Here is a 26,840-nt window from a genome sequence, read left to right as displayed (position 1 = left end):
ATCGCGGTGCTAGGACGACTTCATCTCATCACCGATACCCGGCCCGGCCGCGACGTCCTCGGCGTCGTCGGGCACGCGCTCGCCGCCGGCTTCACCGTCGTCCAGGTCCGCCCCGAGGACAGCGTCACCGACCGTGAGGCGTACGAGCTGACCCTGCGCGTCGTCGCCCTCTGCCGCGCCGCGGGCGCCGTCTGCCTCGTCAACGACCGCCTGCACATCGCCCTCGCCGCCGGCGCCGACGGCGCCCACGTCGGCGCCGACGACCTGCCCGTGTCCGCCGCCCGCCGGGTCCTGGGCCCGCACGCGATCCTCGGCGCGACCGCCCGCAACCCCGCCTCGGCCCGCCAGGCGGTCGCCGACGGCGCCTCCTACCTCGGCGTGGGTCCCGCGTACTCGACCACCACGAAGACCGGCCTCCCCGCCGCCATCGGCCCTTCCGGCGTGCGCGCCGTCGTCGAGGCGGTCGACGTCCCGGTCATCGCGATCGGTGGCGTCACCCCGTCGCGCGCCGCGACGTTGTTCGCGGCGGGGGCCCACGCCGTCGCCGTCGTCGGTGCGATGAGCACCGCCCCCGACCCGGCCGCGGCGGCCGCCGCCTTCGCCGCCGTCCTCGCCGCCGCCCCTCCGTCAACGGCTTCCCTCCCGACCCGACCTTCCCCGCCCGCTCAGTCCGGGTCGGCTGCTTCGCCGGTCACTGCGTCTGGGGCGTCTGCGGCGTCTGCGGTGGGTGGTCCCGTCGGCGCTGCTTCCGCTACCGGCTCCTCCTCGGCGGGTGATGCTTCCCCGGTCAGCCGCTCCTCTTCCGACGCTTCTCCGTTCGCTGCCGTCTCCGCGTCCGGAACGGCCGCGACCAGTTCGGCGGCCGATCGCGCTACTGACTCCGCGAGCAGTTCGGCGGCCGATCGCGCCACTGATTCCGCGACCAGTTCGGCGGCCGATCGCGCTGCTGATTCCATGACCACTTCAACCGCCGTCTTGCCGCCGGATAAAAGCGAAATATCGGATAAATCCGGGCGCTTGCGCCTGGACTTATCCGAGGGAGGCGACGGCCCCCGCCCGTCCCGGAAGGGCGACGGCCCGTGTCCGTCCCGGGAGGGCGACGGCCCGTGTCCGTCTGGGGAAGGCGGTCCGCCGCGCTCGCTGGGCGCGGGCCATGCCGGTGGGCATGCGGCGTCGGGGCAGGGTCCGGCTGGAGGGGTGGCGTGAAGGTCGGGATCGTCGGGGGAGGGATCGTCGGGCTCAGCGTCGCGTGGGAGCTGGTGCGGCGTGGGGAGCGGGTCACCGTGTACGACCGGGACCCGCGGCGGGGGGCGGGCCGGGTCGCGGCGGGGATGCTGGCGCCGGCGGCCGAGGCGAGCTTCGGGGAGGAGGCGCTGCAGGGGCTGATGCTCGAGTCGATGCGGCGGTGGCCCGGGTTCGCGGCGGAGCTGAGCGCGGCGACCGGGATGCCGCTGGGGTACCGGAGGGAGGGGACGCTGCTCGTCGCGCTCACCGAGGACGACCTCACCGAGGTGCGGCGGCTCGTCGACTACTACCTGCGGGCGGGGCTGCCGGTCGAGCCGCTGCGGGGGCGGGAGCTGCGGGAGCTGGAGCCGATGCTCAGCCCGCGGGTGCGCGGCGGGGCGAAGGCGACCGGGGACCATCAGGTCGACCCGCGGCTGCTGCTCGCGGCGCTGCGGTCGCAGCGGCTGCCGGTCACGTGGGTGGAGCGGGACGTCGAGGATCTGTCCAGCCTGCGGGACGATGTGATCATCATCGCGAACGGGATCGGGATCGGGCGGTTGACCGGGCTGCCGGTGCGGCCGGTGAAGGGACAGCTGCTCCGGTTGCGGGGGGCCGAGCCGCTGCTCACGCACGTCGTGCGGGGCGTCGCGCTGGGGCGGCACGTGTACCTGGTGCCGCGCGCCGACGGGGAGCTGGTCGTCGGGGCGACGGAGGAGGAGCGCGGTGCCGACACGACGGTGACCGCCGGTGGGGTGCTCGACCTGCTGCGACCTGCCGCGGACCTGCTGCCGGGGGTCGCCGAGCTGGCGCTCGCGGAGACCCTCGCCGGCCTGCGGCCTGGGACCCCGGACAACGCCCCGATCCTCGGCCGGCTCGAAGGGCACCCGCACGGCGACGTGTACGTCGCGGGCGGGCACTACCGGCACGGGGTGCTCCTCGCGCCGGTCACCGCGCACGCCGTCGCCGACCTGGTCACCAAGGGATCGACGGATGTGGACATCAGCGCGTACGGGGTGGGCCGCTTTACCTGAGGACCGCGGCGGGGTTATGGTCAGCTCGTACCCCACGGGAGTCCGGTATGACCGGGCTGAGAGGGGGGCTGTCAGCCCCCGACCGTCGAACCTGATCCGGATCATGCCGGCGCAGGGAGTCAGGAGTGAGCCGTATGCAGCTCGTGGTCAACGCGGTCGCCGCCGATGTGGACGACACCGCGACCGTCGCCGACGTCGTCCGTGGCCTCGCCGGGGTCGCCGACCCGCGGGGCGTCGCCGTCGCGTTGAACGGGTCCGTCGTGCCGAGGGCCGACTGGGCCGGGACCAGGCCGGTCGACGGCGACACCATCGACGTCCTCACGGCGGTCCAAGGTGGCTGACCTCGGCAACGGCGCCATCGGCGGCGCCGGCAACGGTGACGGTGCGAAGCTCGGCATCGCCGGGGAGGACCTGCCGTCGCGGCTCATCCTCGGCACCGGCGGGGCGACCAGCCACGCCGCGCTCGAGGCCGCGATCCGGGCCAGCGGCACCGGGCTCGTCACGGTCGCGCTGCGCAGGCTCGACCCGGGCGCACCGTCGCTGCTCGACGTCGTCGAACGGTGCGGCGTGCGGGTGCTGCCCAACACCGCCGGTTGCTACACGGCGACCGAGGCGGTGAAGCTCGCCCACCTGGCCAGGGAGGCGTTCGACACGGCGTGGGTCAAGCTGGAGGTCATCGGCGACGAGGAGACGCTGCTGCCCGACGCGGTCGAGCTGGTCACCGCCGCGGAGCGGCTCGTCGAGGACGGGTTCACGGTCCTGCCGTACACCACCGACGACCCGGTCCTCGCCCAGCGCCTCGCCGACGCCGGATGCGCCGCGGTCATGCCGCTCGGCGCGCCCATCGGCTCCGGCCTCGGCATCCGCAACCCGCACAACATCGCGCTCATCCGGCAGAAGGTGACCGTGCCGGTCATCCTCGACGCCGGGATCGGCACCGCCTCCGACGCGGCGCTGGCGATGGAGCTCGGCTGCGACGGGGTGCTGCTCGCGACCGCGGTCACCCGCGCCGAACACCCCGCGCGCATGGCGGCGGCGATGCGGCTCGCCGTCGAGGCGGGCCGGCTCGCACACACCGCCGGGAGGATCCCGCGCCGCCTGTACGCGACCGCCTCGAGCCCGATGGGGGGACTGCCATGGTGACGAGGCTGGTGCTGTTCACCGACCGCCGGCAGGCGCACCGGCCGCTCGACGAGGTGGTCAACCGGGCGATCGACGGCGGCGCGCGGCTGGTCGTCCTCGGCGAGCAGGACCTGCCCGAGGGGGCCCGCGCCGACCTCGCCGACCGGCTCCGCGGCATGCTCGACGGCGTCAAGGGCCGGCTCGTGCTGGCGGAGGACACGGCCGCGTTCCGCAAGTGCCACGACCAGGCGGAGCTCTTCGCCGCGGCCGAGGCGAAGGCGGGGTTCGCGACCCTGTCGCCGATCTTCCCGACCCGGTCCAAGCCCGGCTACGGCCCCCCGCTGGGCCTGGCCGCGTTCGCCAGGATGGCACTGGTCGTCCCGCTGCCGGTGTACGCCCTGGGCGGCGTCGACTCGCCCGCGCGGGTCCGGGACTGCCTCGACGAGGGAGCCGCGGGCGTCGCCGTCATGGGCGCCGTCATGCGCGCCGACGACCCCGCGAGGTTCGTCAAGGAGCTGATGACCGCGTGAGCGGCCCGGAGCGCAGCGGAGGTGACGGCGTGAACCCGAGTGTTGCGCTGACCATCGCCGGGTCCGACTCCGGTGGGGGTGCGGGGATCCAGGCGGACCTGAAGACGTTCGCCGCGCACCGGGTCTTCGGCACCAGCGTGATCACCGCCCTCACCGCGCAGAACACCGTCGGCGTGCGGGGGATCTCCGCCGTCGACCCCGGGTTCGTCGGGGCGCAGCTCGACGCGGTCCTCGCCGACCTGCCCGTCGCCGCCGTCAAGACCGGCATGCTCGCCACACCCGAGACCGTCGCCCTCGTCGCGTCGTACGCGCCGCGGCTGCCCGGCCTCGTCGTCGACCCGGTGCTCGTCGCGTCGTCCGGGGACCGGCTCTTCACCCGGGACGCCGAGCGCGCGTACCTCGACCTGCTCTTTCCGCACGCCGCCGTCGTCACGCCCAACCTGCGGGAGGCGTCGGTGCTGCTCGGCCGGGACGTCACCGACGTCGACGACGCGATCAAGGCCGCCCAGGACCTCGCCGCGACCGGACCGAAGTGTGTCGTGGTGAAGGGCGGCCACCTGCGCGGCAGCCGCGACGCCGTCGACGTCGTCTGCGTCGGCGGCACCGTCGAGCTGCTGTCGCTGCCGTGGGTCGACACCGCGAACAACCACGGCACCGGGTGCACGTTCGCGGCGGCGACCGCGGCCCGGCTCGCGCTCGGGGAGCCTCTCGCCGAGGCGCTCGCCGGGGCGAAGCAGTACGTGCAGTCGGCCTTGAGCGCCTCGTCCGGCTGGCGGCTCGGCGCCGGGCACGGTCCGCTCGCGTGGGGTCCCTTCTCCGGCCCGCTTCCGTAACCCACCAGGTCCGGCCCGCGGATCTTCTGGTCCGGCCCGCTCGCTCAGTACATCTGCCGAAAACGCGAACAGGTGCGCCTCATGGCGTGCCCGCTTCGCCGTGCCCACAGCCCACGAAAGGATGCGCCATGAAGCGCAAGGTCCACGTCCAGGGGTCCCGCGACGACATCCGTGTGCCGTTCGCCGAGGTCGAGCTGAGCGGCGGCAACCCACCGGTGCGCCTCTACGACACCAGCGGCCCGCTGAACGACCCGCCCGCCGGCCTCCCGCCGCTGCGCGCGCCGTGGATCGCGGCACGCAGCGGCGATCATGGCGGAGAGCGGACGCAGCTGTACTACGCGCGGCAGGGGATCATCACGCCGGAGATGGAGTTCGTGGCGATCCGCGAGGGTGTCGACCCGTCGCTGGTGCGCGACGAGATCGCGGCCGGGCGGGCGATCCTGCCCAACAACGTCAACCACCCCGAGAGCGAGCCGATGGTGATCGGCAGCCGCTTCCTGGTGAAGGTCAACGCCAACATCGGCACCTCCGCGGTCTCCTCCGGCGTCGAGGAGGAGGTCGCGAAGCTCACCTGGGCGACGAAGTGGGGCGCGGACACGGTCATGGACCTGTCCACCGGCAAGCACATCCACGCCACCCGCGAGGCGATCGTGCGCAACTCGCCGGTGCCGATCGGGACCGTGCCGATCTACCAGGCCCTGGAGAAGGTCGGCGGCGACCCGCTCAAGCTGACCTGGGAGGCGTACCGCGACACGGTCATCGAGCAGGCCGAGCAGGGCGTCGACTACATGACCGTCCATGCCGGGGTGCTGCTGCGGTACGTGCCGATGACCGTCGGCCGGGTGACGGGCATCGTCTCCCGGGGCGGTTCGATCATGGCCGCCTGGTGCCTGGCGCGTCACGAGGAGAACTTCCTGTACACGCACTTCGCCGAGCTGTGTGAGATCTTCGCCCGGTACGACGTCGCCTTCTCCCTCGGTGACGGGCTCCGCCCCGGCTCGATCGCCGACGCGAACGACGAGGCGCAGCTCGCGGAGCTGCGCACCCTGGGCGAGCTGACGAAGGTGGCGTGGGAGCACGACGTGCAGGTCATGATCGAAGGCCCCGGCCACGTGCCCATGCACAAGATCAAGGAGAACGTGGACCTGCAGATGGAGTGGTGCCACGAGGCGCCGTTCTACACGCTCGGACCGCTCACCACCGATGTCGCGCCCGCCTACGACCACATCACCAGCGCCATCGGCGCCGCCATGATCGCCATGTACGGCACGGCGATGCTCTGCTACGTCACGCCGAAGGAGCACCTCGGGCTGCCGAACCGCGACGACGTCAAGGCCGGCGTCATCGCGTACAAGATCGCGGCGCACGCCGCCGACCTCGCCAAGGGCCACCCCGGCGCGCAGGCGTGGGACGACGCGCTGTCCAAGGCGCGGTTCGAGTTCCGCTGGGAGGACCAGTTCAACCTGGCGATGGACCCCGACACGGCGCGCTCGTATCACGACGAGACGCTCCCGGCGTCGGCGGCGAAGACGGCGCACTTCTGCTCGATGTGCGGCCCGAAGTTCTGCTCCATGAAGATCAGCCAGTCGTTGTCGCTGGAGATGCAGGCGAAGTCCGAGGAGTTCGTCGCGTCGGGCGGGCAGGTATACCTGCCGGTTGTGTCGTAGGTGGGTATTAAGGTCGGGGGGTGGAGTCCTCAGTGGCGTCGCCACGCACCGCGGTGGTCTGGCAGGTCCTGCGACGCGAGATCGCCGCGGCCGACCACCCCCTGACCGCCCTCGACGTCGGCGGCGGCACCGGTGGGTTCGCCGTGCCGCTGGCCCGCGCCGGGCACGCCGTCACCGTCGTCGACCCCAGCCCCGACGCCCTCGCCGCGCTCACCAGGCGGGCCGACGAGGCCGGCGTCGCCGACCGGATCACCGCCGTGCAGGGCGACGGCGACGGCCTCGCCGACCTCGTCCCGCCCGGCAGCGTCGACCTCGTGCTGTGCCACAGCATGCTCGAGGTGGTCGACGACCCGCACAAGGTCGTCACCGCGCTCGCCGCGACCCTGCGCCCCGGCGGCGCCGCCAGCGTCGTCGTCGCCAACCGGGCCGCCGCCGTCCTCGCCAAGGCGATCGGCGGGCACCTCGCCGCCGCGTCGCTGCTCGTCGCCAGCCCCGACGGGCGCGGCGACACCCGCGACCGGCTCAGCCGGCGCTATGACGTCGGCACCGCCACGGCCCTGCTGACCGGCTGCGGGTTCGAGGTCGAGCAGATCCACGGCGTCCGGATCATCGCCGACCTGGTGCCCGGCAGCGTCGCGGAGAGCGAGCCGGAGGCGCTGCAGGCGTTCGAGCTGGCCCTCGCCGGCACCCCGCCCTACCGGGACATCGCCACCCAGCTGCACCTGCTCTGCAGGAGACACTGATGGGCGTGCTCGACCCCGTCGCACCCCGCTACGGGCAGGCGAGCCTCGCCGAGATCATGCCCAGCGTGCTGAGCGTCCTCGGGATGCCGTATGAGCGGGACGCCCTCGGCCTCGGCGCCGCCCTCGCCGGCGTCGACCGGGTCGCCGTGCTGCTCCTCGACGGGCTCGGCTGGCACCAGCTCGGCGTCGCCGCGCCCCACGCGCCGACGATCACCGACTTCCTCGGTGGCCGGCTCGGCACCGCCCGCTCGATCACCGCAGGCTTCCCGTCGACGACCCCGGTCAGCCTCGTCACCCTCGGCACCGGCGCCCCGCCCGGCGCCCACGGCATCGTCGGCATCGTGCTCAACCAGCCCGGCACCGACAAGCTCGTCAACCACCTGCACTGGGAGGACCAGCCCGACCCCGCGCAGTGGCAGCCGCTGCCGACCGCGTTCACCCGGGCCGGCAACGCGGGGCTCGCCCCCACCGTCGTCAGCAACCCGAAGTTCGAGCGGACCGGCCTGTCCGTGTCCGCCTACCGCGGCGCCCGGTTCGGCGCCGGGATCGCCTATGACGAGGTCGCGGCCTCGATGCTGTTCGCGTTGCGGTCCTCCCGCCTCGTGTATGGGTACCTGCCCGACGTCGACCGCGCCGGCCACGACTTCGGTATCGGGACCGGCGAGTGGCGGACGGCCGTCGCCGACGCCGACCGGCTCCTCACCCGCCTCGTCGACGGGCTGCTGCCCAACTCGGCGCTGGTCGTGACCGCCGACCACGGGCAGGTCGACATCCCCGCCGACCGGCGCCTCGACCTCGACCAGGACGCCCGGCTGCGGGCCGGCGTCGCGGTCGTCGCGGGGGAGCCCCGGGTGCGGTATCTGCACGCCGTCCCCGGCGCGCACGACGACGTCATCGCCACCTGGCGGGGGGTCCTCGGGGACCGGGCCACCGTGCTCAGCCGCGACGAGGCGGTCGCGGGAGGCTGGTTCGGGCCGATCCCGCAGCAGCACCTCGCCCGCGTCGGCGACGTGGTCGTCATCTGCCACGAGCGGTGGGCGATCATGGCCACGGAGCACGAGCCGCTGCGGTATACGAAGATGGTGGCGTTCCACGGGTCGAGCACGGCGGCGGAGATGCAGATCCCGCTGCTGGTGGTGCGCAGCTAGGCCTTCAACCTCTGGAGCGTGCTCCGCAGCTCCGGCCCCGCGTCGACCGCGTGCTCCAGGACGATCTGGAGCAGCTCGTGCCTCGACGCGGCGACCACCACGCCGGGTGCTCCCGCGACGGGGTCGTCGCACAGGACCGCCACCCGCGCCCGGCGGATCCCGAGCTGGCCGGCCTGGTTGAGGAACGTCTCGCCGCAGGCCGGCAGCGGCACCCTGCGCGCCCTGGTCCAGCCCGCGACCAGGAGCACGGCGAGGGCGCACCGGTCCGTGCCGGGGCGCCAGCCGTCGCCGCCGCTGGTCATCAACCCCCGCGCGACGCAGCGGACGAGGTCCGGATGCTGCAGCCTGAGGCCTTCCACGGCCGCGACGACGGGCGCCAGCGGCGACGTCAGCGCGAGGAGGGCCATCCAAGGAAGGTAAGGCAATCCTAACTTCCCGTCAAACGCCGCCGATTGTCTGCCGGGGTCTGGCTTGCCGTTTTCTCTTGCCGTTTTTGTCGGGGGGTCTGGCTAGAGTGCGGGCATGGGGCGGAGTCAGGTGGTGCCGAGGGACGGTTCGGGCGCGGGGGAGTTCGGACCCGACGCCGACGACACCGGCTGCACGGTGCTGCACGTCGACATGGACGCGTTCTACGCGTCGGTCGAGATCCGCCGCCGCCCGGAGCTGCGCGGCAAGGCCGTCATCGTCGGCGGCGCGGGGCCGCGTGGCGTCGTGTCCGCCGCCAGCTATGAGGCCCGCCGGTTCGGGGTGCGCAGCGCCATGCCCGGCAGCAGAGCGCAGCGGCTCTGCCCGCACGCGATCTTCCTGCCGCCCGACTTCGCCGCCTACACGGAGGCGTCCCGCGCGGTCATGGCGATCTTCCGCGACGTGACGCCGCTGGTCGAGCCGCTGTCGCTCGACGAGGCGTTCCTCGACGTGGCCGGCGCCCGCAAGCTGCTCGGCCGCCCCGCCGAGATCGCCGCCCTGATCCGCCGCCGGGTCGCCACCGAGCAGCGGCTGACCTGCTCCGTGGGGGTGGCCTCGACGAAGTTCATGGCGAAGCTCGGCTCGACCCGCGCCAAGCCCGACGGCATGGCCGTCGTCCCGACCGCCCTGGCCCTGCGGTATCTGCACCCGCTGCCCGTCGGCGCCCTGTGGGGCGTCGGCGACCGGACCGCCGAGACCCTCCAGCGGCTCGGCCTCAAGACCGTCGGCGACCTCGCCGCCGCCCCGCTCGGCATGCTCCGCGCCGCCGTCGGCGACGCCGCCGCCCACCATCTGCACGAGCTGTCGTGGGCGCGTGACCCCCGACGGGTGATTCCCGACCACGTGGAGAAGTCGATCGGCGCCGAGACCACGTTCGACGTCGACGTCAGCGACCTGTCAATCATCCGACGCACGATGCTCGCCCTGTCCAACAAGGTCGCCCAGCGCCTCCGCCACGCCGGCCAGGCCGGCCGCACCATCGCGGTCAAGATCAGGCTCGCCGACTTCCAAACCCTGAGCCGATCACGCACCGTAGACATCCCGACCGACGTCGCCCGGGAGATCTTCGAGATCTCGTGGACCCTGTTCACCTCCGCCCGCCCTGGCGAGCGCATCCGCCTCATCGGCGTCCGCGTCGAGAGCCTCTCCTCCGCTGACGGAGCGCCACGCCAGATGACGCTCGGTGAGCGCGACCACGGCTGGCGCGACGCCGAACGCGCCGCCGATGCGGTCGCCGCCCGCTTCGGCGCGGGCCTCGTCAAGCCCGCCAGCCTCCTGCGCGGCGACGGCCTCCGCGGCGACGGCAATGGCGCCGCACCCGCCCCCGACCCACCTTCCGGACCGCCGACACGCCACAATGGGGGCAGATAGAGCACGACTCGACGGAAAATCGGCACGGCCGGACCATCGTCCCGCTTTCCGACCCGGTGAGCCCCTCGTAAACTTGCCAGTACGCAGCCCGACGGGCTGTGCCGGACTGTCGGTCCATCAGGGTCGACCTTCGCGACCGGGGAGGAGTGCCGTGCCGCTCTCGGAACACGAGCAGCGGCTGTTCGAGCAGATCGAGCGGTCGCTAGCCGAGGACCCCAAGTTTGCCTCGGCGGTGCGAGCCACCGACCCGCGGTTCCATGCCAAGCGTCGGATGATCGCCGCCGCGGTGCTCCTACTCGCCGGCATGGCGCTACTGGTCTATGGCGTCGCCATCTCAATCCCACCCCTCGGCGTCGGCGGCTTCGTCGTCATGCTGGGCGCCCTCGTCTTCGGCGTCCAGGCGTACCGCCGCGGACAGAGCACCGACCTGCACGCCGTCGGCGGCACGGCCACACGCCGTACCCGGCAGCAGCGCAGGGGCGGCCTGGTCGACCGCCTGGAAGAGCGCTGGCGCCGCCGCCCTGAAGGCGACGCCTGACCCCACCCGGGCCAGGCAAGGGCGCGTCGACACGGGTTCCTCGTCGACGCGCCCACCCGTCTGCCCAGCGCGCGGGGTACTCCTCCACCGACTGCCCAGCCCGCCCCCACACCTCGGAGGAGGGCTGTCTCGCTCCTGGCCTGCGTCGCACCTGCGCCGCGGCTCACCCTTCAGGTCACCCCTCGCCCACAGCTCACCCCCTGGCAGCCCGCCCAGAGCCACGCCGCCGCCGGACCATCCCCTGGAACTCTCGTCCACGGGACCAGCACGGCGCGGGTGATCCTGTGCCGCGGTCTGGCCAGGCGCGTTGTCCCGGACCGCAGGCTCCTCTGACGGCGGCTTGTGGTTCCGTCGAGGGTCGGTTTTCGGTGAGCCGGGTGGGTGGGCGTGGGGTGTGTCGGTGACGTTCGGGTGGGGGCAGTTGGCCGGCACGCTGGGCCGGAGCAGGTGGCACGGTGCGCCGCGGACGGTGGCTCCGCGTCGGCGGCCGGGTTGAGGGTGATCAGCCGTTGAGCGCTGGGCCCGGGGGTACGGCACTCGCGGCCCTGATCGTCGCGTGGTGGGTTGATCAGAGGACGGTGCCGGGTGTCGGTGGCGGTGAGGGTGGTGTTGTTGGGTTGATCGAAGGATGGTTCTGGCTGTCGGGGTGGCCAGATCTGGCCTTGGATCATGGCGTCGGTGGGTGTCCTGCCGGTGTGGCTGCGGGGACTGGGTCATGACGGTCGCTGCCGGTGCCGGTGCAGGGTGTTGATCAGAGGATCGTGCCGGGTGTTGGCGGGGCCGGTCGTGTCCCTGATCGCTGTGTCGAGGGGCGTTGCGGCGGTGAGGGTGGTGCTGGTGGCGTTGGCGGTTGATCGAAGGATGGTTCTGGCTGTCGGGGTGGCCAGATCTGGCCTTGGATCATCGCGTCGGTGGGTGTCCTGCCGGTGTGACTGCGGGGGCTAGGTCATGACGTCGCTGTCCGTGTCGGTGCAGGGCGTTGATCAGGGGTGGTGGCGGCGGGGCGGCGGTGCCGGCACACGGGCATGGTCGCAGTGGGCGCTGTCGCTGTCGCCGGGGCTGCGGTCGTGGCCTGGACTGTGGCTGTCCAAGTCGCCGGGGTTGTCGCCTGGGGCGTCGTCTGGCCGTCGCGGCCCCGTGGCCGTCCCCGTTGCCTGAGCTGTGGCTGTCGTCTGGCCGTGGCTGTTGCCGGGTCGGGCTGTCCCATCCCCGTCGATTTAGCTGTCCCCCTGTTGCCGGGGGCTGTTGCCGGGCGGGGCTGTTCCGGCACGTTGCTGTTGCGGTGGGGTGGGTGGGGGTGAAGAGGGGCGCCCCGGACGGGTGGAAGGGTCCGGGGCGCCTGGTTGGCACGGGTAGGTCAGCGGTCGGCGCGGCGGGCTACGAAGCGGCGGACGCTGATGGCGCGCATGAGTTTGTCCCAGGCTCGGCCCAGGGCCAGGGTGGCGTTGCTGGAGCGTTGGGTGGTGGCGGCGCGCCAGCGGCGCAGGACCGACGGGGGCAGGAGGACTGCCAGGATGCGGGTCTTGCGGGTGGCGCGGGCGGCGAACGCGGTCCTGACGTCGTCGACGGCTGAGCGGAGCTGGCCGCCGGTCAGGGGGGTTCGGGCGTAACGGGCGTGCTCCTCCACGGTGCTCAGCAGGCGGACGCCCTGCTCGGCCTTGTCGCGGAGGCGTTCCTTCGTGACGAGGCGGTTGACCGTGGCGCGGGGGGTTTCGGCGTCGTCGACGGAGACGTTGTAGTCGACCATCGTGTCGACCAGCTCGTCCCAGGCGTGGTGGGCCTGGGAGCGGGCCTCGCCGTCGTCGGCGAGCAGGACCATGACGCCCGGTGGGGCGCCTTCGGGGGGTGGGCCGCCCGACACGTCCTTGGCCGCGGCCGCGGCCGTCAGGCGGGTGCGGCGGGTGCGGTTGCGGACGAGGGCCGGGGACAGGAGCAGCGCCACGACGAGCAGGCTGCCCAGGAGCCAGGCGCCGCCGACGGCGAGCACCGAGACCAGCGTGGCGTCCTGCGTCTCGGGGCCGACGCCGCCGACGTTGCCGGGGTTGTTGCCGCTGTCGCCGGCGGGGGCGGCCTCGGCGCTGCTGCTCGGGGCGCCGCCGGGGCGGTTGCGGAGGTTCTCGTCGGCCGGGTCGATCTGCTCGCTGGCGGCGTTGGGCAGGTACGACGTGGAGACCGACCCGCCGATCGCCTGCGGGGGCGTGGCGTCGAAGGGCAGCCAGCCGTAGCCCGGGAAGTACACCTCGGTCCACGCGTGCAGGTTGAAGTTGGTGAGCGTCATCGTCTGGCCCTGGCGGGTGCCGCCGCGGGCGAAGCCGAAGGCGACCCGGGACGGGATCTTCGCCTCGCGCAGGAGCCAGCCGAAGGCGGCCGCGTACTGGGCGCAGTAGCCGCGCTTGTTCTTGAGGAAGTCGGCGATGGCCGAGCCGCTGGTGTCCGAGCCGGTGCTCGTGTCGTAGACGAAGCCGTTGGCCTGCGAGAAGTACTCGTAGATCGCCTTGACCTTGTCGTACTCCGTGGTCTTGCCCTTGGTGAGCTCGGCGACCTTGTCCTTGACGGTGTTGTTGGCCGGGACGGTCAGGGTGCCGTGCACCGCCGGGTCGTTCTCCTTGATCGGCGCGGCCTTGCGCAGGTCGTCGGGGCTGATCTCGGGGCGGGTGTACTCGACCGTGTACTTCTTCTTCGCCGTCGTCTGCTTGCTGGAGTACACGACGGCGGTGTTCGGGTCGAAGGACCAGTTGTTGTCGATCTTCTCCAGCTTCGTCGGCCAGGTGTAGATCGGCAGGAAGTAGATCGCCAGCTCGTTGGTGACCTCGATGCTGGCCTTGTGGGTGGTGGTCTTCACGGACCCGTTCCAGCCCGGGGCGGCCAGGCCGGCGCTGACGCTCTTGCCGCCGGTGATCGGCTTGGCGTTGAAGCCCTTGCTGGTGAGCTCCTCGAGCACGTTGAAGCGCAGGTAGTACGGGTTGGGGTCGTTGCTGACGTTGGTCACCTTGACCATGTCGAAGGACTTGTCCCGGTTGAGCTGGCCGGAGAGCAGGGCGAACATGCTGACCTGCTTGCCGTTCTTGCCGCCGGGGCCGATCCCGCCACCGCCACCCGCGCCGGCGCCGATCGAGTCGATCACGCCGGCGGGCATCGCGAACGGCACGAGCGGCAGCAGCACGGCCGCGATCACACCGACCGCGCCGAGGCGCTGGCCGGCGGCGGCGAGCGGCGAGGGCTCCCACAGGTCGACGTCGCGGCCGTCGCCGGTGAAGCGGCGGCCGAAGCGGCGGACCCGGTCGACGTTGTCGGTGACCAGCAGCCACAGGAACCCGACGGCGCCGAGCGCGAACGGCAGCCAGCTGGTGCTCTCGGCGGTGACGGTGACCGGCACCGAGTAGATCGCGAGCATCGGCAGGCCGGCGAGGGCCGGGCGGCGCAGCACGACGGCGAACAGGTCGACGACGAGGGCGACGACCGCGACGCCGAGCGTGGCCAGGAACAGGAAGCCGGGCCGGTCACCGACCGGCGTTGCGAACTCGCTCATCTCGGTCGACGCGGTGCTCAGCAGCCGGCCGAAGTGCTTGAGCGTGTCGGGGGAGGGGATGATCCCGATGTACTCCCTGGAGCTCGGGTAGAGCCAGGTCAGCCCGAACAGCGCGGCGACCGCCATCGCGGCGCTCGGCGCCCACGTCGGCGCCCGCAGGCTGCGGACCAGCAGCGCCACGCCGCACATGGCGGCCACGACGAGGAACGCCCGGACCGCCCAGGTGATCTCCTCGAAGACGTTGAACAGCGGCAGCGCCGACAGGTAGGCGGACCCCGCAGCGATCAGGGTCAGGTGCTTGCGCTGGTTCACCGCACGCCTCCGGCGACGCTCTCGGCCGACGCGGCCCGCCAGGCGAAGCCCTGCGACCCCCGTCCGGCTTGTGGCCACAGTGCCGGCAGTTTCGCACCGTGCGGGACCTCGACGACCCGCCACCCGCTGCGCAGCAGCGCGAGGGAGGCGACGCCGTGGGCCTTGTCGGCCTCCTCGCGGGCCGCCGTCGGCAGGTTGAGCCACGTCGAGGAGTCGATGAACAGGGCGACGCAGGTCGCGTTGTTGGACCGGAACCCGGCCAGGAGCTCGGCCTCCGCCGACGACAGGAGCCCGAAGATGCCGATGATCAGGCCGCCGTCGCTGCGCCGCCGGACCCGCTCGATGAGCGTGCCGATGTCGCCGCGTTGCGCCAGCCGTACATCGGCCAGCTGATCCAGCAGCGGACCGTCGCCGTCGATCTCGGTCGCGTCGACGTCGACCCCGGCGTCGGTGACCAGGCGCATCTTGTAGCCCGCGTGGCGCAGGTGCACCGCGACGCTGGCCGCGGCGGACACCGCCCACTCGAAGCTGGCGGTCGGTCCCTCGCCGCGGTGGGCGGTGGAGCGCGTGTCGAGCACGACCGTCGCCCGGCTCTCCCACGGCTGCTCCTCGCGGCGGACCATGAGCTCGCCGGTCCGGGCGGTGGAGCGCCAGTGGACCCGGCGCAGGTCGTCGCCGTAGCGGTATTCGCGGGTCGCGGCGTCGTCCTCGCCGTGCACGGCCACCGACCGGGCGCGGCTCTCCCCGGAGCCGGCGAACTCGCCGGCGAGGCGCACCGACGGCAGCGGCACGACCTGCGGGATGACGGTGAGCCGGTCGACCGACGGGAACGCCCTGGTCAGCTCGCACAGCCCGAACGGGTCGGTGAGCCGCACGACCAGGGGGCCGACCTCATACCGGCCGCGGACGTCGGCGCGCACCGTGTAGGCCACGGAGCTGGCCTGGTGCGCGCCCAGCTTCTCCAGCACCAGCCGCGGCCGGCTGCCGAGCGCATACGGCAGCCGGTCCTCGAGCAGCATCGTGCCGGTGGGCAGGCGGGACAGGTTCTGCAGGCGGAGGATCACCCGCGCGCTGGCGCCGACCTGCACCCGGTGCGGGTCCAGGGTGCGGCTGCAGGACAGCCGGTATCGGGTGCGGCCCACATACGCGGCGGACAGCAGCGGCAGCGCCGCGAGCAGCACCGCCACCCGGAGCAGGTCGCGCTCGCCCAGGATCAGCGACGCGATGAGGGCCGCTGCGGCGGCGGCCAGGAAGCTACGGCCCCGGGTGGTGAGCCCCCGCAGCGCCTCCCGCATGCTCAGCGACCCCCGAACTGTTGCCCGCGCGGCTGGGTGCGGTCGGCCGGTCGGGTGTCATACGGCGAGCGCGGCTGCCGGTCCGAGGGCAGCGGCAGCCGGTGGACGAGCTCGGCGATGATCGCGTCGGTGGTGCGGCGGGACAGCTGCGCCTCGGCGGTCGGGATGACCCGGTGCGCGAGGACCGGCACGGCCAGGGCCTGCAGGTCGTCGGGGAGCACGAACTCGCGCCCTTCGAGGGCGGCGACGGCGCGGGCCGTGCGCAGCAGCTGCAGCGTCGCGCGGGGCGACGAGCCCAGGCGCAGCTCGCCGGACTCGCGGGTGGCGGTGACGATGTTGACCGCATACTGCTTCACCGCGTCGGCGACGTGCACGTCACGGACGGTGGCGATCATGCGGCGGACCTGGGTGGCGTCGGAGACGGGCAGGATGTCGTCGAGCGCGTCGTGGCGGCCGTGCACGTCGAGCATCGCGAGCTCGGCACCCATGTCGGGGTAGCCCATCGCGATCCGGGCGGTGAACCGGTCGCGCTGCGCCTCCGGCAGCGGGTAGGTGCCTTCCATCTCGATCGGGTTCTGCGTGGCGATGACCATGAACGGGACCTGCAGCGGGTAGGTCGCGCCGTCGACCGTGACCTGCCGCTCCTCCATGCTCTCCAGCAGCGCCGACTGCGTCTTCGGCGAGGCCCGGTTGATCTCGTCGCCGACGACGATGTTGGCGAACACCGCGCCCGGCTTGAACTCGAAGTCGCGCGTCTCCTGGTTGTAGACGCTGACGCCGGTGACGTCGCTGGGCAGCAGGTCGGGCGTGAACTGGATACGCCGGACCGAACAGTCGATCGACTTCGCCAGAGCCTTGGCGAGCTTGGTCTTGCCGACGCCGGGTACGTCTTCGATGAGGAGGTGGCCCTCAGCGAGCAGCACGGCGAGCGCGAGCCGCACAGTGGCGGTCTTGCCCTCGATGACCTGCTCGATGTTGGCGACGATCGCATCGGTCGCGGCGCGGAACTCCGGGCTGGGGAGTGGGGCCCCGAGCTCCTCGAACGTGCGGTGCCTGGTCAACTGGCCTCCTCGTGTCCTGCTGTGGCCACCGTTAGGTGATAGACCCGTAGGTGGACCGCCCGGTTGCACGGAAACGTTGGCAAGCCGAGCCGTTTATATCCCCTCAGGCTAGCCGGGGATCGCACACCGCGCCGCACCGGAAAACGTCATTCCGGACATCACGGCCGTGACTGTCCGCGACGTTTTTTCCGCGGGCCCGCGGCGAGCCGCACGTACCCCCGCAAATGTCCAACAAACGGATCTGCCGGGATGCGGCCGGCGCCGATTCCGGCAGACTGGACCCATGCACGAGGAGCAGAATGTCGGGCAGCTCCTCAACGGTCGCTACCGCCTCGCCGACCGGCTCGGCGAAGGCGGCATGTCGGTCGTCTGGGACGCCCGCGACGAGGTCCTCGGACGGGCCGTCGCTGTCAAGGTGCTCGCCGGCCCGTTCGCCGCCGACCCCGCCTGGCGCCAGCGGATCCGGACCGAGGCGCGGGCCACGGCGAGCCTTTCGCACCCGAACGTCGCCGGTGTCTACGACTACGGCGAGACCGCCGGCGGCAGCCCGTTCGTCGTGATGGAGCTGCTGCGCGGGCCGACGCTCGCCGAGCGGCTGACCGCGGGCCCGCTCAGCCCCGCCGCGGCGATCCGGGTCTGCGCCGAGGTCGCCGCCGGCCTGGCCGCCGCGCACGCCGAGGGCTTCGTGCACCACGACGTCAAACCCGGCAACGTGGTGCTCACCCCGGGCGCGGCGAAGCTCCTCGACTTCGGCATCGTCGGCGTCCACGGCGACCCGGACGGCGGCCTCGACGACGCCGGCCTGGTCCTCGGCACGCCCGCCTATCTCGCGCCGGAGCGGCTCGTCGGCGACGAGGCTGTGCCCGCCAGCGACGTGTACGCGTTCGGGATGCTGCTCTACCGGTGCCTCACCGGCCGCCTGCCGTGGGACGGCGAGACCACCGCCCAGATGCTGCGCTCGCACGTGACCGTCGCACCCGATCCGCTGCCCGACCTGCCGGGCGTGCCGGCGCAGGTCCGGGACCTGTGCATGCGCTGCCTGGTCAAGGCGCCCGCGGCCCGCCCGTCCGCGGAGGAGGCGGCGGCCGTGCTCGCCGAGGCGGCGGGCGTGTCGCCGCGTCCGAATGCCGAAGAGCTGCATCTGGTACCGGCGGTGCCGCCGCGGCTGACGGCCGCCGGAGCAGCGGCCCGGACGGACGACACCACGGCCATCGGCGACGCCACCGCCCCGGTCGACCCCGTCCCGGTCGCGCCCGCTGAGGAAGAGCCCGCGACGGACGCGCCGGCCGAGGAAGAGCCCGCGACGGACGCGCCGGCTGAGGAAGAGCCCGCGACGGACGCGCCGGCCGAGGAAGAGCCCGCGACGGACGCGCCGGCCGAGGAAGAGCGCGCGACGGGCACGGTCGGTGACGACGCGGGTGAGCGGCGGCGGGTGCTCGCCGGGATGGCGGTCGTGGTGGCGGTGGCCGCGCTGCTGGTGACGTTCGCGCTGAGCCGCCCGACCAGCGAGCCGCAGGTCACAGTGGGGGCGGCCCGCCGCGTGCCGGCCGCGACCGGCTCGCCGGACACCCCGGCCACCCCGGACACCCCGGCGGACGCCGGCCAGAGCGCCGGTGCGGGCGGTCGGAGCGGCGGCACGTCCGGCGGAGCCGGCGGATCGGGCGGCGGCGCCCCAGTCGGTACAGACGCCGCGAACGGGAACGGAAACCCCGGGCACACCGGCAACACCGGCAGGGGGCAGACCACCCCGGTGGAGGGGCCGCCCGTCAGGATCGGCACGCCCGGCGGGGTCGTCGTCGCGGCGTGCGCCGGCGACCAGGTCAACGTCACCGGCGCCGAGCCCGCCGCCGGTGGCAGCCTGGTCTCCTTGCAGGCGGGGCCGCGCAACAAGTCGCGGGTGGAGTTCAGCCTGGCCGGGCAGCGGCTGCGGTTCGAGGTGCGGTGCTCCGGTGGTGTACCGGCCGCCGTCCGTGACTGAACCACCGCGCCGCTCGCCCGGGCCCGGTCCAAACGCGCTGCGAGCGGGCGCGGACCCTGCGGTACACTCCGAGGCATGACATGGGCTGTCCGGCTTCTTAGCGAGCCGTGCTGACGCACTGACTGCGTCCGCACGGCGACCCCTCCTGCGTGAGGGGTTTTTTCATGCCCGGACAATGTTGGACACCCGAGACCCGAAGGCGGCGAGAAGTCATGAGTGAGGCTGTGACCGACGGAGCGGTCGACATCCCGCCCTACCGTTACACGGCGGGGATGGCGGCGGACATCGAGGCGTGCTGGCAGGACTACTGGTCGGAGCACAGCACCTTCTACGCGCCGAACCCGACCGGCCCGCTCAGCGACCCGAGCCACCCGCGTGCGGGCGCGCCGAAGCTGTACGTGATGGACATGTTCCCGTACCCGTCCGGCTCGGGGCTGCACGTCGGCCACCCGCTGGGCTACATCGGCACCGACTGCTACACGCGGTATTTCCGCATGGCCGGCTACAACGTGCTGCACCCGATGGGGTTCGACGCGTTCGGCCTGCCCGCCGAGCAGTACGCGGTGCAGACCGGCACGCACCCGAGGGTCACCACCGAGGCCAACGTCGAGCGGTACCGTGGCCAGCTGCGCCGGCTGGGGCTGGCCTACGACGACCGCCGCAGCGTCGCCACCACCGACACCGAGTTCTACCGCTGGACCCAGTGGATCTTCCTGCGGATCTTCAACTCCTGGTTCGACACCGACGCGCAGAAGGCCCGCCCGATCGAGGAGCTGATCGAGCAGTTCTCCTCCGGCGCGCGGGCGCTGGAGGACGGCCGCGCGTGGGCCGACCTGACGCCGGTCGAGCGGCGCGAGGTGATCGACGGGTTCCGGCTGGCGTACATCTCGGAGGCACCGGTCAACTGGTGCCCCGGGCTGGGCACCGTGCTGGCCAACGAGGAGGTCACCCCCGACGGGCGCAGCGAGCGGGGCAACTTCCCCGTGTTCAAGCGGAGCCTGCGGCAGTGGATGATGCGGATCACCTCGTACGGTGACCGGCTGCTGGACGACCTGGAGCGGCTGGACTGGCCGGAGAAGGTCAAGACCATGCAGCGCAACTGGATCGGCCGGTCCCGGGGCGCGCACGTCGACTTCGGCACCGACACCGGTGCCGCGATCCGGGTGTTCACGACCCGCCCCGACACGCTGTTCGGTGCCACGTACATGGTGCTGGCCCCGGAGCACGAGCTGGTCTCCTCGCTGGTCCCCGCCGCCTGGCCGGACGGCATCCCGCAGGTCTGGACCGGCGGGCACGCCACCCCGGGTGAGGCGGTCGCCGCCTACCGCGCGTTCGCGGCGGGGAAGTCCGACGTGGAGCGGCAGGCCGACGCCAAGGAGAAGACCGGCGTCTTCACCGGCGCGTATGCGGTGAACCCGGTCAACGGCTCGCGCATCCCGGTCTTCATCGCCGACTACGTGCTGGCCGGCTACGGCACCGGCGCGATCATGGCGGTGCCGGGCCAGGACGAGCGCGACTGGGAGTTCGCCGAGGTCTTCGACCTGCCGATCATCCGGACGGTGCGGCCCACCGACGGTTTCGACGGGAAGGCCTTCACCGGCGACGGCCCGGCGATCAACTCCTCCTTCCTGGACGGTCTGGGGGTCGTCGAGGCGAAGGCCAGGATCATCGAGTGGCTGGAGGCCGAGGGGCACGGCGTCGGCGCCATCACGTACCGGCTGCGGGACTGGCTGTTCAGCCGGCAGCGGTACTGGGGTGAGCCGTTCCCGATCGTGTACGACGAGACCGGCCTGCCGATCGGCCTGCCCGACTCGATGCTGCCCGTCGAGCTGCCCGAGGTCGAGGACTTCTCGCCGCGGACGTTCGACGTCGACGACGCCGACAGCATGCCCGAGACGCCGCTGTCGCGCGCCAAGGAATGGGTCGAGGTGACGCTGGACCTGGGTGACGGGCCCAAGGCGTACACCCGCGAGACCAACGTCATGCCGCAGTGGGCGGGCTCGTCCTGGTACGAGCTGCGCTACCTGGACCCGTCCAACAAAGACGACATGGTCGCCGCCGACAACGAGCGGTACTGGATGGGCCCGCAGAAGCCCGGCGACGTCGGCGGCGCGGACCTGTACGTCGGCGGCGTCGAGCACGCCGTGCTGCACCTGCTGTACGCGCGGTTCTGGCACAAGGTGCTGTTCGACCTGGGCCACATCAGCAGCGAGGAGCCCTTCCGCAAGCTGTTCAACCAGGGCTACATCCAGGCGTACGCCTACACCGACGAGCGCGGCGTCTACGTGCCCGCCGAGGAGGTCGAGGAGCGCTCACCCGGGCAGTTCTTCTACAACGACGCTCCGGTGAAGCGCGAGTACGGCAAGATGGGCAAGTCGCTGAAGAACGTCGTCACGCCCGACGAGATGTGCGAGCGGTACGGCGCCGACACCTTCCGCGTCTACGAGATGTCCATGGGCCCGCTGGACGTGTCCCGCCCGTGGGAGACCCGCGCGGTCGTCGGCGCGCAGCGCTTCCTGCAGCGCGTCTGGCGCCTGGTCGTCGACGAGCAGACCGACGCCACCCGTGTCACCGACGCGGCCCTGGACGACGAGACCCGCCGCCTGCTGCACCGCGTCATCGACGGCGTCCGGGTCGACATCGAGGAGATGCGCTTCAACACCGCGATCGCGAAGCTGATCGAGCTGACGAACCGCGCCACCCAGGTCTCCCCGTCCGGCGCCCCCCGCGAGGTCGTCGACCCGCTGGTGCGGATGGTCTCGCCGTTCGCGCCGCACCTGGCCGAGGAGCTGTGGCAGCGCCTGGGCAACGGGTCGTCGATCGCCTACGCGGACTTCCCGGTCGCCGACCCGGCGTTCCTGGTCGCCGAGTCGGTGAAGTACCCGGTGCAGGTCAACGGCAAGGTCCGCGGCACGTTCGAGATCGCCGCCGACGCCCCGGAGGAGGCGGTCCGTGAGGCCGCCCTGGCCGAGGTCGCCGCGCAGCTGGCCGGCAAGACCCCGAAGAAGGTCATCGTCGTGCAGGGCCGCATGGTCTCGGTCGTCGTCTAGGCCTTCGCGCGACACAGCACGGCGAAGGGCGCCTCCGGTTCCCCGGGGGCGCCCTTCGCGTGTGCGGCGACTACTTGTTGAGGACGGCGCCGAGGCGCTCGTCGCGCAGCCGGGTCGGCCAGCGGTCGTCGATCGGCTCCATGGTCATGCCGGTGGCCCAGCGCAGGAGCAGGTCGGCGATGCCGGGGTTGCGGGCGAGGGCCGGGCCGTGGGAGTACGTGCCCAGGATCCGGCCGTGCCAGGCGCCCTCGGAGCGGCCGTCGTTGCCGATGCCGGCGGTGACCCGGGCCAGGGGGCGGACGCCGGACCCGAGGTGGGTCCGGCCGCCGTGGTTCTCGAAGCCGGTGAGGATCGGCAGGCCCAGCGCCGGGTCGCACTCGCCGGCCAGCTCGCCGACGGCGCGGGTCTCGCCGCGGTCGGAGTCCAGGTCGAGCAGGCCCAGGCCCGCGCACTTGGCGCCCTTGGCGTAGAAGGAGTTGCCCAGCAGCTGGTAGCCGGCGCACACGGAGAAGACGGTGGCGCCCCGGTCGACGGCCCGGCGCAGGCCGCCGTCGGCGATCAGGCGCTGGGCGGCCAGGGCCTGCGGGCCGTCCTCGCCGCCGCCGATGAGGTACACGTCGCCGTCGGACGGCACGGCCTGGTCGGCGCGGACCTCGGCGCACTCGACCGGCAGGCCGCGCAGGTCGGCGCGGCGGGCCAGGATCAGCAGGTTGCCCCGGTCGCCATACGTGGACAGCAGGTCCGGGTACAGCCAGATCAGGCGCAGACGCGACTCAGTTGACACGGTCCAGCTCCGCTCGGATGTCCTGGAATGCGGTGTAGTTGGCGATGACCTCGAGACGGCCCGGCGGGATCAGCGTCAGTGCCTGCGAGAACGACTTGACGTGCTCGAACGGCACCTCGTTGACCTCGAGCCGGACGGCGAGGTCCATGGCCCGGTCGCCGGTGACGAGGACGCGCCGCCCGCGCAGGGGCGAGAAGTCCACGTCGTAGAGCCACGACGTGTCCAGGCCGTCGGGGTCGCGGGCGTTGATGGACAGCAGTGTCGGCACGTCGTCGGCCATGTCGAAGGCCTCGAGCCAGCCCGCCGGGTTCTTCGACAGCAGCAGGCGCACGACCCTGCCGTCGCGCTCGACGACCGCGTAGCGGCCGGCGATCGAGGCGACCTTCGCCAGCTCGGGCACGGCCTTCGCCGGGGGGACGCCGAAGTGGGCGGCGACGGCGAGGGCGGTCGCGGCGTTCGCGCGGTTGACCCGGCCGGGCAGCTGCAGCTCGATGTGGTGATAGGCGCCGGTGCTGTCGACGACCCCGTCGCCGGAGACGGCCCAGGTCGGCACCGGCCGGCTCAGGTTGCCGGCGACGCAGGCCCACTGGTCGCCGTTGCGCAAGATGGAGGCGCCGCACTCGGGGCACACCCACGAGTCGTCGTGGAAGCGCTGGCCCGCGGCGACCCAGGTGACACCGGTGCCGGAGGCGACCGCCTTGCCCGCCGCCCACACCACCATCGGGTCGTCGGCGTTGGCGACGAGGTGCAGGTCGCGGCCGGGCAGCGCGTCGCGCCACAGGGCCGCCATCATCGCGACCTCCTTGGCCCGGTCCAGCTGGTCGCGGCTGAGGTTGAGCAGCGCGACGACCCTCGGGCGGGTCGCGTCGAGGACCTGCTTCAGGTAGTGCTCATCGACCTCCAGCACCGCATACGGCGTGGCGCCCGCCTTCGCCAGGGCCGACGTGTGCCCGGTGGGCATGTTGGCGCCGAGGCTGTTGGTGGCGACGTCGCCGAGCACGCCCATGGCGGCCGCGGTGAGCCGCGTAGTGGTGGTCTTGCCGTTGGTGCCCGAGATCAGGGCGATCTCCCGGCCCGCCGCGAGCTCGGCGAGGAGGTTGGGGTCGACCATCAGGGCGAGCCGGCCGCCGATGACGGAGCCGTCACCCCGGCCGGTGGCGCGGGACAGTGCGGCAGCGCCGCGCGACAACGATGTGGCGAGCTTCGCCCGCATCGGGAGCTTGTGGTCCGTCATCTCACTTCCACTGTCTTCCGGCGATGCCGCAGACCCTACCTGCCACGGATCACGCACCCAACGCCGTCCACCGTCCGACAACCGACCGCGGGCTCACCCCACCGCTCGTCCCAGAACCCTCCACTTCCCTCCACCGACTCCGGGCCGACGCCGCGAAGGACCTTAACGGAGCCATAAAGCACCGGCGAAGTTCGACCTCATAGGCGGTTTGTCCACATTTACGATCAGCCGAACCGACCGTATGGGTGACCGGTCGGCCAACCGCCCTCCACCCCGGCGCACCCCGTTTGACGTGGGATTTCTTCACGCACGCCGATGTCACTTCCGGTGTTTTCTCGTTGACGGTGGAGGGAAGTGGAGTACAGTGGAGCGCGATGGCGGAGCCGGGGGGCTCGGCCGGCCCCGGGGGGACCGTTCGCGGTGGGAAGGGGTGGATGTCGATGTTTCTCGGCACCCACACTCCCCGCCTGGACGACAAGGGCCGGTTGATCCTGCCGGCCAAGTTTCGGGATGAGCTGGCGGGAGGTGTCGTGATCACCAAGGGGCAGGAGCGCTGTCTCTACGTGTTTCCCGGCGCCGAGTTCGCCCGGATCGCCGAACAGCTTCGTGCGACACCGATGACCCACAAGGCCGCCCGGGCCTACAGCCGGGTGTTCTTCGCCAGTGCTCACGACGAGGTCCCCGACCGTCAGGGTCGGGTCACCATCCCGCCGCATCTCCGCGAGTATGCCGGGCTGGACCGCGAGCTCGTCGTGATCGGCGCGAGCACCAGAGTGGAGATCTGGGACCGCCAGGCATGGGACACCTACCTTGCCGAAAGCGAAGACGACTTCGCCGGGATCGAGGAGGGGGTGCTGCCGGGCGGGCTGTGAGGTCCATCTGCAGGCACCCGGTCGGACGCCGTGCCGCGAGCTCTCCAGCCGCTCCAAGGTCCTGACGCCACTTCCCCGGCGCCAGGGCGGAGCGAGCGGATGGGGAGCTGGCGGTACGGCGCTCGTGCACTACCGCACCGAAACGCACCGCGGCGCGCGATCAGCACAGCAGCGCGCCGGAGCACAGCACCGCACGGAATGCGCAGCAGCGCACCGGAAGCCGCCGCCGACCCGCGAAGCAGGACGTGAATCACGTTTCAGCTCACCGGAGCACAGGGAACAGCAACGTTCAGCACGACGGCGGGCCGCGAACCCGCCGCGGTAGGGGGTCGACGATGGGGGAGCGGGACATTCACGTTCCCGTGCTGCTCGAGCGCTGCCTCGAGCTGCTCGCCCCGGCGTTGGACCGCGCGGGCGCGCTGCACCTGGACGCCACGCTCGGCCTCGGTGGGCACGCCGAAGCCGTGCTGCTGGCGCACCCGGAGGTGCGGCTGCTCGGCCTGGACCGCGACACCCAGGCGCTGCGCCTCGCGGGGCAGCGGCTGGCGCCGTACGCGGACCGGACCCGCCTCGTGCACGCCGTCTACGACGAGCTCGAGGAGGTGCTGGACGGTGAGGGGATCGACGGAGCGCTGTTCGACCTGGGGGTGTCGTCGATGCAGCTCGACGAGGCCGACCGTGGGTTCGCCTACGCCCAGGACGCGCCGCTGGACATGCGGATGGACCAGACGCGGGGCGTCACCGCGGCCGAGGTGGTCAACACCTACAGCCACGGCGATCTCGCCCGCGTCCTGCGGGTGTACGGGGAGGAGAAGTTCGCCTCCCGGATCGCGCAGGCGATCCTCCGGGAGCGCGGCAAGGGGGAGCTGAACTCGTCCGCCAGGCTGGCCGAGCTGGTCCGGGACTCGATCCCGGCGCCGGCCCGGCGGACCGGCGGGCACCCGGCCAAACGCACGTTCCAGGCACTGCGGATCGAGGTCAACGGCGAGCTCGCCGTGCTCGAGCGGGCGCTGCCGGCGGCGCTCGACGCGCTGAAGCCGGGCGGCCGGATGGTCGTGCTGTCGTACCACTCGCTCGAGGACCGCCTGGTCAAACAGGCGATCGCCGGGCGGTCGCGGTCGACGGTGCCGGTCGAGCTGCCGTTCGTGCCGGCGGGCAGCGAGCCGGAGCTGAGAGTCCTCACCAGGGGAGCCGAGCTCCCCGACGCGGCCGAGGTGGCGGCCAACCCGCGGGCGGCGTCCGTGCGGCTCAGAGCCGTCGAGCGCAAGCAACCCGCGGACAGCAAGTAACTGCAACAAAGGCACAACCTCTGGGGGAGGTGTGAGATGAACGTGACGACACTGCCGGCCGACCGGCCGCGCAGGAGTCAGCAGGGTGCATCGCGGTCGGGGGGCCGGACCACGGCGCGCCAGGTTGACGAGCGGAGCGACGCGCCGATCGACGGCGCGACCGCGCTCCAGCCGGATCGGGGGACCACCCAGCCTGCACCGCAGGACAGGCCGGCGCGGGAGCGGCGGGCGCCGCAGGAGAAGAAGGTCCGGGACGAGCAGCGGCCGAGGCTGCGCGTCGCGCCACCGGCGCCGGTCACCGCGCCGCGCGCGCCGTTCGTGGCGCTCGTGCTCGTGCTGGTGCTCCTCGGCGTGATCGGCATCCTCGTGCTCAACACGCGGATCGCCGAGAACGCGTTCCGGCTCGACGCGCTCAGGACGAAGCAGAGCACCCTCGACCGTGACGAGGCGCGGCTCCGCAGCGACCTGGCCGACAAGGAGTCGCCGGTGACGCTCGCGGCGCGGGCCAAGCGGCTGGGCCTCGTGCCGTCGCGCACGCCGGCGTACCTGCAGCTGCCCGACGGCAGCCGGCTCGAGATGCCCGGCCCCGGCAAGTAAGCAGCTAGAAGCACATCCGAGGCACAGCGACGAAGCCAAACTCAACAACGGGAAGTTGCAGGACGATGGCTGGCGACACTCCTGATCGGCGGAGCAGCACCGAGCGGCGCGGGGGCGCCGGACGGGAGGCCGGTCGCGGCAGTGACGCCGGCCGACAGCGGACGGGC

The 26,840-nt window shown here is 72.6% G+C and carries 21 protein-coding genes, 1 pseudogene and 1 riboswitch; of the genes and pseudogenes, 16 read left to right on the top strand and 6 right to left on the bottom strand.

The window, feature by feature from the left end; genetic code table 11:
• The 9 genes and pseudogenes from thiE to AB0I21_RS03125 all read left to right on the top strand — a co-directional run.
• Positions 1-597: pseudogene (gene thiE / locus AB0I21_RS03165) on the top strand (thiamine phosphate synthase); the annotation flags it as partial.
• Positions 598-1,202: 605 nt separating this feature from the next.
• On the top strand, positions 1,203-2,255 hold the full coding sequence (gene thiO / locus AB0I21_RS03160) for a glycine oxidase ThiO (RefSeq protein ID WP_360558632.1): 1,053 nt from the start codon (positions 1,203-1,205) through the stop codon (positions 2,253-2,255).
• Positions 2,256-2,280: 25 nt separating this feature from the next.
• A riboswitch (TPP riboswitch) is annotated at positions 2,281-2,391 on the top strand.
• On the top strand, positions 2,390-2,596 hold the full coding sequence (gene thiS, locus AB0I21_RS03155; protein ID WP_344504029.1) for a sulfur carrier protein ThiS: 207 nt from the start codon (positions 2,390-2,392) through the stop codon (positions 2,594-2,596). Its footprint overlaps the riboswitch before it by 2 nt.
• Before the next feature lie 55 nt (positions 2,597-2,651).
• Positions 2,652-3,398: a thiazole synthase gene (locus tag AB0I21_RS03150; protein ID WP_360558683.1), complete on the top strand. Its 747-nt coding sequence runs from the start codon at positions 2,652-2,654 to the stop codon at positions 3,396-3,398.
• On the top strand, positions 3,392-3,907 hold the full coding sequence (locus AB0I21_RS03145) for a thiamine phosphate synthase (RefSeq protein WP_360558630.1): 516 nt from the start codon (positions 3,392-3,394) through the stop codon (positions 3,905-3,907). Before AB0I21_RS03150 ends, AB0I21_RS03145 begins: the two co-directional genes overlap by 7 nt.
• Positions 3,908-3,936: 29 nt before the next feature.
• Positions 3,937-4,740 (top strand): bifunctional hydroxymethylpyrimidine kinase/phosphomethylpyrimidine kinase, encoded by an 804-nt coding sequence (thiD, locus tag AB0I21_RS03140; protein WP_344503901.1) that lies wholly within the window; start codon positions 3,937-3,939, stop codon positions 4,738-4,740.
• Positions 4,741-4,868: 128 nt separating this feature from the next.
• Positions 4,869-6,407: a phosphomethylpyrimidine synthase ThiC gene (gene thiC, locus AB0I21_RS03135; RefSeq protein WP_360558628.1), complete on the top strand. Its 1,539-nt coding sequence runs from the start codon at positions 4,869-4,871 to the stop codon at positions 6,405-6,407.
• A gap of 20 nt (positions 6,408-6,427) precedes the next feature.
• A complete protein-coding gene (locus AB0I21_RS03130; RefSeq protein WP_360558626.1) occupies positions 6,428-7,150 on the top strand; it encodes a methyltransferase domain-containing protein in 723 nt (240 codons plus the stop codon).
• Positions 7,150-8,298: a nucleotide pyrophosphatase/phosphodiesterase family protein gene (locus AB0I21_RS03125; protein ID WP_360558624.1), complete on the top strand. Its 1,149-nt coding sequence runs from the start codon at positions 7,150-7,152 to the stop codon at positions 8,296-8,298. Before AB0I21_RS03130 ends, AB0I21_RS03125 begins: the two co-directional genes overlap by 1 nt.
• On the opposite strand, the gene AB0I21_RS03120 is transcribed toward AB0I21_RS03125, so the two are convergent.
• Positions 8,295-8,705: a hypothetical protein gene (locus AB0I21_RS03120; protein ID WP_360558622.1), complete on the bottom strand. Its 411-nt coding sequence runs from the start codon at positions 8,703-8,705 to the stop codon at positions 8,295-8,297. The genes AB0I21_RS03125 and AB0I21_RS03120 overlap by 4 nt on opposite strands.
• A gap of 115 nt (positions 8,706-8,820) precedes the next feature.
• Between AB0I21_RS03120 and AB0I21_RS03115 the strand changes: the two genes are divergently transcribed.
• Both AB0I21_RS03115 and AB0I21_RS03110 read left to right on the top strand, forming a co-directional pair.
• Positions 8,821-10,134: a DNA polymerase IV gene (locus AB0I21_RS03115; protein WP_360558621.1), complete on the top strand. Its 1,314-nt coding sequence runs from the start codon at positions 8,821-8,823 to the stop codon at positions 10,132-10,134.
• Between the two features lie 151 nt (positions 10,135-10,285).
• Positions 10,286-10,672, top strand: a complete 387-nt coding sequence (locus AB0I21_RS03110) for a DUF3040 domain-containing protein (RefSeq protein ID WP_344503907.1) — start codon at positions 10,286-10,288, stop codon at positions 10,670-10,672.
• A 1,357-nt stretch (positions 10,673-12,029) separates the two neighbouring features.
• On the opposite strand, the gene AB0I21_RS03105 is transcribed toward AB0I21_RS03110, so the two are convergent.
• From AB0I21_RS03105 to AB0I21_RS03095, 3 genes are read right to left on the bottom strand one after another with little or no spacing between them, the layout of a single operon-like run.
• Positions 12,030-14,513: a DUF3488 and transglutaminase-like domain-containing protein gene (locus tag AB0I21_RS03105; RefSeq protein ID WP_360558619.1), complete on the bottom strand. Its 2,484-nt coding sequence runs from the start codon at positions 14,511-14,513 to the stop codon at positions 12,030-12,032.
• Positions 14,510-15,808: a DUF58 domain-containing protein gene (locus AB0I21_RS03100; protein ID WP_344503909.1), complete on the bottom strand. Its 1,299-nt coding sequence runs from the start codon at positions 15,806-15,808 to the stop codon at positions 14,510-14,512. The genes AB0I21_RS03105 and AB0I21_RS03100 overlap by 4 nt, the downstream gene beginning before the upstream one ends.
• 2 nt (positions 15,809-15,810) lie before the next feature.
• On the bottom strand, positions 15,811-16,869 hold the full coding sequence (locus tag AB0I21_RS03095; RefSeq protein WP_344503910.1) for a MoxR family ATPase: 1,059 nt from the start codon (positions 16,867-16,869) through the stop codon (positions 15,811-15,813).
• 283 nt (positions 16,870-17,152) lie between these two features.
• Here AB0I21_RS03095 and AB0I21_RS03090 point away from each other — a divergent pair, with 283 nt between their 5' ends.
• Together AB0I21_RS03090 and leuS are read left to right on the top strand one after the other, a co-directional pair.
• Positions 17,153-18,847 (top strand): protein kinase, encoded by a 1,695-nt coding sequence (locus AB0I21_RS03090; protein ID WP_360558618.1) that lies wholly within the window; start codon positions 17,153-17,155, stop codon positions 18,845-18,847.
• A 212-nt stretch (positions 18,848-19,059) separates the two neighbouring features.
• Positions 19,060-21,897, top strand: coding sequence for a leucine--tRNA ligase (gene leuS / locus AB0I21_RS03085; RefSeq protein ID WP_360558617.1), 2,838 nt, complete (start codon positions 19,060-19,062; stop codon positions 21,895-21,897).
• 70 nt (positions 21,898-21,967) lie between these two features.
• On the opposite strand, the gene AB0I21_RS03080 is transcribed toward leuS, so the two are convergent.
• Both AB0I21_RS03080 and AB0I21_RS03075 read right to left on the bottom strand, forming a co-directional pair.
• The gene (locus AB0I21_RS03080) at positions 21,968-22,681 is read right to left on the bottom strand and encodes a glutamine amidotransferase (protein ID WP_360558615.1); all 714 of its coding nucleotides are present in this window, start codon (positions 22,679-22,681) and stop codon (positions 21,968-21,970) included.
• A complete protein-coding gene (locus AB0I21_RS03075; RefSeq protein ID WP_344503914.1) occupies positions 22,671-23,915 on the bottom strand; it encodes a MurT ligase domain-containing protein in 1,245 nt (414 codons plus the stop codon). Before AB0I21_RS03075 ends, AB0I21_RS03080 begins: the two co-directional genes overlap by 11 nt.
• Before the next feature lie 440 nt (positions 23,916-24,355).
• Between AB0I21_RS03075 and mraZ the strand changes: the two genes are divergently transcribed.
• From mraZ to AB0I21_RS03060, 3 genes are all read left to right on the top strand, one after another.
• Entirely contained in the window at positions 24,356-24,787 is a 432-nt protein-coding gene (gene mraZ / locus AB0I21_RS03070; protein ID WP_344504031.1) for a division/cell wall cluster transcriptional repressor MraZ, read from the top strand.
• Positions 24,788-25,122: 335 nt separating this feature from the next.
• Positions 25,123-26,076, top strand: coding sequence for a 16S rRNA (cytosine(1402)-N(4))-methyltransferase RsmH (gene rsmH, locus AB0I21_RS03065; protein WP_354898078.1), 954 nt, complete (start codon positions 25,123-25,125; stop codon positions 26,074-26,076).
• 36 nt (positions 26,077-26,112) lie between these two features.
• Positions 26,113-26,673 (top strand): hypothetical protein, encoded by a 561-nt coding sequence (locus AB0I21_RS03060; RefSeq protein ID WP_344503916.1) that lies wholly within the window; start codon positions 26,113-26,115, stop codon positions 26,671-26,673.
• Positions 26,674-26,840 lie beyond the last annotated feature (167 nt).

The sequence above is a fragment of the Dactylosporangium sp. NPDC050588 genome, from assembly GCF_040654975.1.
Classification (GTDB): domain Bacteria; phylum Actinomycetota; class Actinomycetes; order Mycobacteriales; family Micromonosporaceae; genus Dactylosporangium; species Dactylosporangium maewongense.
This window is presented reverse-complemented; position numbering and strand designations above follow the sequence as displayed.